The organism is Neobacillus sp. OS1-2 (assembly GCF_030915505.1).
Classification (GTDB): domain Bacteria; phylum Bacillota; class Bacilli; order Bacillales; family Cytobacillaceae; genus Neobacillus.
The window spans coordinates 4,726,084-4,733,117 of record NZ_CP133265.1 but is presented as its reverse complement, the minus strand read 5'-3'; the positions used below and the strand labels follow the sequence as shown (position 1 = coordinate 4,733,117).

General features: G+C 38.3%; 6 protein-coding genes. 5 read left to right on the top strand and 1 reads right to left on the bottom strand.

What is annotated here, in order from left to right; all coding sequences use genetic code 11:
• Positions 1 to 151 precede the first annotated feature (151 nt).
• The 3 genes from RCG19_RS23665 to RCG19_RS23655 all read left to right on the top strand — a co-directional run bounded on the left by RCG19_RS23665 (position 152) and on the right by RCG19_RS23655 (position 2,770).
• Positions 152 to 313, top strand: coding sequence for a hypothetical protein (locus RCG19_RS23665; RefSeq protein ID WP_308109184.1), 162 nt, complete (start codon positions 152 to 154; stop codon positions 311 to 313).
• A 442-nt stretch (positions 314 to 755) separates the two neighbouring features.
• The gene (locus RCG19_RS23660; protein WP_308109183.1) at positions 756 to 2,258 is read left to right on the top strand and encodes an aminotransferase class V-fold PLP-dependent enzyme; all 1,503 of its coding nucleotides are present in this window, start codon (positions 756 to 758) and stop codon (positions 2,256 to 2,258) included.
• A gap of 23 nt (positions 2,259 to 2,281) precedes the next feature.
• On the top strand, positions 2,282 to 2,770 hold the full coding sequence (locus RCG19_RS23655) for a L,D-transpeptidase family protein (RefSeq protein WP_308109182.1): 489 nt from the start codon (positions 2,282 to 2,284) through the stop codon (positions 2,768 to 2,770).
• Positions 2,771 to 2,821: 51 nt separating this feature from the next.
• On the opposite strand, the gene RCG19_RS23650 is transcribed toward RCG19_RS23655, so the two are convergent.
• Positions 2,822 to 3,355, bottom strand: coding sequence for a YceI family protein (locus tag RCG19_RS23650; RefSeq protein ID WP_308109181.1), 534 nt, complete (start codon positions 3,353 to 3,355; stop codon positions 2,822 to 2,824).
• Positions 3,356 to 3,524: 169 nt separating this feature from the next.
• Between RCG19_RS23650 and RCG19_RS23645 the strand changes: the two genes are divergently transcribed.
• Complete coding sequence (locus tag RCG19_RS23645) at positions 3,525 to 4,364, top strand: hypothetical protein (RefSeq protein ID WP_308109180.1); 840 nt, start codon at positions 3,525 to 3,527, stop codon at positions 4,362 to 4,364.
• 259 nt (positions 4,365 to 4,623) lie between these two features.
• Entirely contained in the window at positions 4,624 to 6,951 is a 2,328-nt protein-coding gene (gene helD / locus RCG19_RS23640) for an RNA polymerase recycling motor HelD (protein ID WP_308109179.1), read from the top strand.
• Positions 6,952 to 7,034 lie beyond the last annotated feature (83 nt).

Genomic DNA, 7,034 nt, shown 5'->3' with positions numbered 1-7,034 from the left:
TTTTTCCTCTTTTTAATAATTCGCAACGTTTGATAAGTTATTAATAATATATCAATTGAAGTAGAAGGGTAGTAAAGTTAAAAAATTGTAAAAAAAAGTTAAGTTTGTAATATAATATTAGTAATTCGTTGGTTAGTTTGGAGGTGTTATGATGATTTGGATTTATATATTTACACCTATCATTATATTAGCTGGAATAGCCATTTATTTTGACAAAAAGTCTAGGGCGACTTCACCAGATGAAAGAACGGCTGATAAGTTAGAGGAATATCCACCAGAAAATCCCTTCGGACCCAATAATTTTGGACCTTAAAATGTTGATTTTAGCATTTTTTCCCCATCAATTATTTTTCACGAAACGGCACGTAAGCTGTACAAGATCATTAGATGCTAAAGGAAGTCTGATCAATAAGCAGAGAAATTTCGCTTATTAAGGAAATAGCACTGAAAATTGATTCAATAGACGGAGGAATTCCGCCTATTGAATCAAAAAACGTAAAAATAGTGGATTTTTCTTTTCATAACCGGAAAACCTCCACTTATTTACCCCGAAACAATCTCCGTTATGGAATTAACCGGAAAATCTCCTCTTATTTAAACATCATTGGTTATTCAAGTAAATTCTACGTACTAAATCACAAAAAGTTCACACCCCTCCAAAAATTAAAACATCCTTTTGATAAAAGCAAAGTGAAACAGCATAAAAGTGTCCTGCATATAGTGAGTAACAAGACTTAATTGTGAGGTGGAAACAAATGATTATTGCTACTATTGGAAGGAAAACCATTCGTATCCCAGATCATCTTGAGGAATATTTTCAAACGTTTCGCTCACATGTGATTGGAATGAACCAGGAATTTGAGGCTCCCTTTGGAAAGAAGACCATAATCTATGCGGACTGGACGGCAAGCGGGCGACTATATCGACCAATCGAACAAAAAATTTCTGAGGTATTCGGGCCCTATATGGCGAATACGCATACAGAATCAAATATTACCAGTTTAATGATGACGGGCATTTATAGGCAATCAAAAACGATCATTAAAGAACATGTAAATGCGGACCCGCATGACGTTGTGATTCTTGATGGCTTTGGGATGACATCTGTTATTAATAAGCTGCAGCGGATATTAGGACTTCGCGTGCATGAACAATGGAAAGATCGCCTTCGGCTACCTGAAAAGGCCCGGCCCGTAATTTTTTTGACTCATATGGAGCATCATTCGAATCAAACATCCTGGCTAGAGACGTTAGCGGATGTAGTGCTCATAGATCCTGATGCAAATGGAAGGGTGGATGTACATCACCTGGAGCAGCTCCTAAATTTTTATAAGGACCGACCCTTGAAAATTGGTTCATTCACTGCGTGTTCTAATGTAACCGGGATCCAAACCCCCTATTATCAATTAGCAAGACTCATGCATCAACATGGAGGACTTTGTTTTGTTGATTTCGCAGCATCTGCACCATATGTAAAAATAGATATGCATCCCAAGGATCCGCTCGAAAAACTAGATGCCGTCTTTTTCTCCCCACATAAATTTTTAGGGGGTCCGGGAACGAGCGGAGTTTTGGTCTTTGATTCGAGGATTTATACGAACAAGATCCCAGACCACCCCGGTGGAGGGACGGTAACTTGGACAAATCCTTGGGGGGAGCACCAATATTATAAGGCTATTGAGTTACGGGAGGATGGAGGGACACCTGGTATTCTTCAAGCCATTCGCACGGCGCTATGCCTAAATTTGAAGGAGCAAATGGGTGTGGAAAATATCATCAACAGAGAGAGAGAACAGGTTACACTTTTACTCTCAAACTTGGAAGATATTCCAGGTGTGCATATATTAAATGGACATATAAAAGATCGTCTTGGGATTGTTTCATTCTATATTGATGATATTCATTATAATTTAGTCGTCAGGTTACTTAATGATCGTTTCGGGATCCAAGTTAGGGGTGGATGTTCCTGTGCCGGAACGTACGGGCATTACCTTTTTAAGATCGACCAAGAGGCTTCTAAGCAGATTACGGAAAAAATTAATCTTGGGGATTTGTCGAACAAACCAGGCTGGGTGCGATTCTCGGTTCATCCCATCATGACAAACGAAGAGATATTATTGTTTGTCAAGGCAATTAAGGAAATAACACTAAATATTGAAGAATGGAAAAAGGATTATCTCTATGATTCGGCAAGTAATGATTATTTTTATATAAATCACATCCGCGAAGATATGTCACCATTATTCCGATTTGAATGATACATTGAATAGGTGGGAAAAGCATGATTTATACAGTTAAATCTGGTGAAACACTCGGTACCATTTCGGGAGATTTTCGAGTTAGTTTGCAACACCTTTATGCCGCCAATCCCGGGATTGGGCATTTGCATGTCGGCCAAAAGATTAAAATTCCTGGGCTTCCGGAGCCCGGTTCAATACCTTATAGTATTCAAATATCGGTAGGAAAGAAGAAACTTACACTTTATCATAATGGAAAGCTGGCAAAGATTTATCCGATCGCCGTTGGCAAGATGCTGACACATACGCCATCAGGGGATTTTGTTATAGTGAATCGGCAGTACAATCCCGGTGGTCCATTTGGTGTATTGTGGCTATCCTTATCAAAACAAGGCTACGGGATTCATGGGACGAATGACCCTAGTTCAATTGGAAAGGCGGTTTCTCATGGCTGTGTGCGAATGTATAATCGGGATGTCCTGCAGCTCGCAGGTATGGTTCCCAATGGAACAAGCGTAAAGATTCACCCATAATAGCAAAAAAGAGGCTTTTCCGTTTGGAGAAGCCTCATTCTTGATAAAAAATTACTCAGCTTTAGCTGCTTGGATCTGTAAATTGATTTTTACTTTGTCGCCAACAAGAACGCCGCCAGTTTCAAGTGCAGCATTCCAAACTAATCCATAGTCTGAACGGTTTATAGTTCCTTGTGCACTAAAACCTGCCTTTTCATTGCCCCATGGGTCTTTTCCTTGACCCTCAAAAATAACCGCGAAAGTTTCTTGTTTTGTAACTCCGCGTAGGGTTAAATCACCTGTCACATTGTACTCGCCCTCATCTGTTTTTTCGATGTTTGTAGCTTTGAATGTCATATTCGGGTGATTTTCAACATCAAAGAAATCTGCAGATACTAGATGACCATCACGGTCTTTGCTGCGAGTATCTACACTTGCAGTTTCAACTGAAAATTCAATGTTTGCAGTTGTTAAATCAGCAGGATCTGCTTCAATTGTTGCATTAAAGGTGTTAAATGTACCTTTCACGTTTGCAATCATCATGTGACGAACTGAAAAATCTACACTGCTGTGTGCTGGATCAAGTGCCCATTTTGTTTTTGTCATTTTATTTTCCTCCAGTTGTTTTGAAATTATTTATCTCGAATTAATAATAACTTATTTCAAGGTAAATTATATGTTGTTTGCCACTATATTGTCAATTCTTTTTTATTAATTTTTTTTGTGTTTTTTTCAAATACTACCTATAAAGCATCCTGTGGAAAGGGGGGGTTAAATGAAGATTCCTAAGCGCAATAGAATTCCCTTTTTTATTTTATTTTTGATCCATATCTTTTTAATGGGCTTAACCTTTTACCGAAATAAAAATAGAAAGGAAACGTTTATTTTGCTTGTTTCCACGATGGGATTTGCCTACCTTTTTGAGTACTTTGTTTTAAACCTTTTTAATGCCTATATCTACAAGCCGAAGGTATTAAAAAAGCCCATTTTGGACAATGTATTTGGGGCGGTATTATCGCAAGCGATTTTTATTCCCTTTACCGCAGTGTTCTTAACCCTTTCCAAGTCAGGCTGGGTGGCTAAAATATTCAGCAGTATTTATTTTTCGTTAATAGAGATGCTTTTTTTGCGGCTGGGGGTTTACAAACACAATTGGTGGAAAACCATTTATACCTTTATTCTCCTTCCTTTTTATTTCAAATGGTGTGATTTCTGGTACAGCTGCCTTCGTAAGAAAAATCAACTGGTTCAGTTTGCATCCTTTTTTTTATTGATTATGGTAACAGAGACAAATTTATTTTTTATGTTGGCGATCATACGAAAATTCCGATTTGGAATAGGCAGATACCATTCATGGAGGGAACATTTTATTTTATCTCCGCTATATTCCATTACCATATCTGCCTTTACTGCGATCTCATTGAAGAACCATAATAATGTTTCTACGAAGCTTAAAATAATAATATTGGGAACAGGATTAAATTATTTTTTTCAGAGGATTAAGCTTTTAAAAAATAAACTGCGCTTTTTTGAATATTTATTAATAAGGATTGTCATGGTCTATGTGTATGGGCAATACAGGGAGTGGGTATATGGGGAAAGAGATGGAGGCTGATACAATAAAGAAAAGCGCAGGCGCCCTGCTAAGCAGCGTATGGGCTGGAGCTAGAACAGTCAATAAAAAAAACGCCACTGGTGGCGTTTGCTTTTTGTTTATAGAAATAGCTTATTGAAAATAGAAAAAAAATGTGATAATATAACTTTTGGCATAAAAAGATTTTAGAAAAAATATTAAAAATATCTATTATAACATTATCATAAATGCGTTTAATTGTCAAGAAGGTGGAGTTAAATTTAATCTGGAGAGTGGTTGCATGAGCGATTTACAGAATAAAGACTGGCATGCGGAACAAGAAAGAGTCTGTTCAGTTGGCAAGGAAATTGATCGAAAGATAAAATCTCTTAAGCAAAATACCGGTAAGGTTCGCTCAGATGTGCTTGAACTACGAAAAACCTTTTGGGAAGACGTAACCGTAAATACAGATGAACCAGACGATATGATTGAAACAGCTGCGAGTATAAAGCAGCAAGCTGAACTACTCTCTGAACGGGAACGAACTCATAATCAATTGGGTCAGCATCTTAAAACTCTCGACAGGTTAAAATATTCCCCCTATTTCGGGCGAATTGATTTTCATGAAAAAGGCGAAAAATCCCCCGAACAGGTTTATTTAGGAATCGCCTCCTTTATGGATGAACAGGATGAAAATTTCTTAATCTATGACTGGCGGGCACCAATATCCAGTCTTTACTATGATTATTCCCCAGGCCCGGCGCAATATCGTACCCCTGAGGAAGGAGTAATCGAAGGGGAAATGACATTAAAGCGTCAATTTATTATTAGGAATTCAGAAATTAAGGGAATGTTTGATACCGGGGTAACCATAGGGGACGAAATGCTTCAGGAAGTACTAGGTAACAATGCCAGCACCCAAATGAAAAGTATTGTTGCTACGATTCAGCGGGAGCAAAACGAGATCATTCGAAATGAGCACAGCAAATTTCTTTTTGTCCAAGGGGCTGCAGGAAGCGGTAAAACCTCTGCGGCACTTCAGCGTGTCGCTTACCTGCTCTATCGGTACCGTGGAACACTGAATGCAGAAAACATTATGCTGTTCTCGCCGAATCCTTTATTTAATAGTTATGTTGCAACGGTTTTACCTGAACTTGGCGAGGAAAATATGCAGCAATCTACTTTTCAGGAATACCTAAATCACAGGTTGGGAAAAGCATTTGATGTCGAGGATCCCTTTACACAAATGGAGTATTTGCTAAGTGGGAAAAATAAAGTTGACGATCAAATAAGGGTGGCTGGAATCCGTTTTAAGTCAAGTCTAAACTTTAAAAAAGTGATTGATCGCTATGCATCAAACTTATCCATTAAAGGTTTATTATTTCGGGATTTATCCTTCCGGGGAGATGCCATCATTTCGAAAAAGGAAATTCATGATTATTTTTATTCCCTCGAAAAAAACTATTCCATCCCTAACAGGATCCAACTCGTCAGGGATTGGTTGCTAAAAGAATTAAGGCGAGCTGTGAAACGGGAACGTACACGGAGCTGGGTGGAGGAAGAAATCCAATTTCTTGAAAAAGAAGATTATATGGAGGCCTTTAAAAGGCTCCAAGAGAAAAATCGATTTTCGGAAAATTCATTTGATGATTTCGAGCAGGAACAAAAGTTTCTTGCGGAAATGGTTGTGAAAGAAAAATTTAAGCCACTATTTGTAAGAGTAAAGAATTTGAGATTTATTGATATGACTCAAGTGTATCTGCAATTATTTGAGCAAGATAACATAATAGATAAAAATCTTCCGCTAATTTGGCCAAAGATTTGCTCGTTAACAGTGGATTATTTCCACAATGGAGTCATTCCGTATGAAGATGCGACACCGTTTGTATACTTACAGGATTTAATTGAGGGTCGGAAATCGAACACGGCGATTCGCCATATTTTCATTGATGAGGCGCAAGATTACTCACCCTTCCAATTTGCTTTTATCCAAAGGCTTTTTCCGTATAGCAAAATGACCTTGCTTGGGGACTTTAATCAAGCGATTTTTTCGGGTGCAACGGGTTCCGAGACAGTCCTTACTGAATTAAATGTTAGTGAAGAAGAGGTCGAATCGTTCGTGTTAACAAAGACCTACCGTTCCACAAGGGAAATTGTCGAATTTACAAGTGGATTGATTGACGGCGGCGAAAAAATAGAACCCTTTAATCGGAAGGGAAGGAAGCCGGTAATAGAGAAGGTAGAATCAACTAAGTTGAATAATGCGATCCTCGCAAAAATGAAGGCATTGAAGGATGAAGGACATCGCACGATTGCGGTTATTTGTAGAACTGCCGGAGAGAGTAAGGCAGTTTTTGAAGCACTAAAAAATGAAGTGCCTGTTCATTTAATCGAAAAGGGGACTGTTTCCTATGAAAAGGGCAATCTCGTGATACCTTCCTATCTGGCAAAAGGGATTGAATTTGATGCAGTCATATTGTATGATTGTTCGCAGTATAAGCGTGAAAATGAGCGAAAATTATTCTATACGGTTTGTACGCGTGCGATGCATGAACTCCATATGTTTGCAACAGAAGGGATTAGTCCGCTCATGGATTCCGTGTCACGGGAGGCTTATGAGTTAACCTAAAACCATAATAAAAAGGCTGTAGAAATCTTTATGAATTCTACAGCCTTTTTAGGTTAAAAAATAAAGCATATAGTTGGACTTTG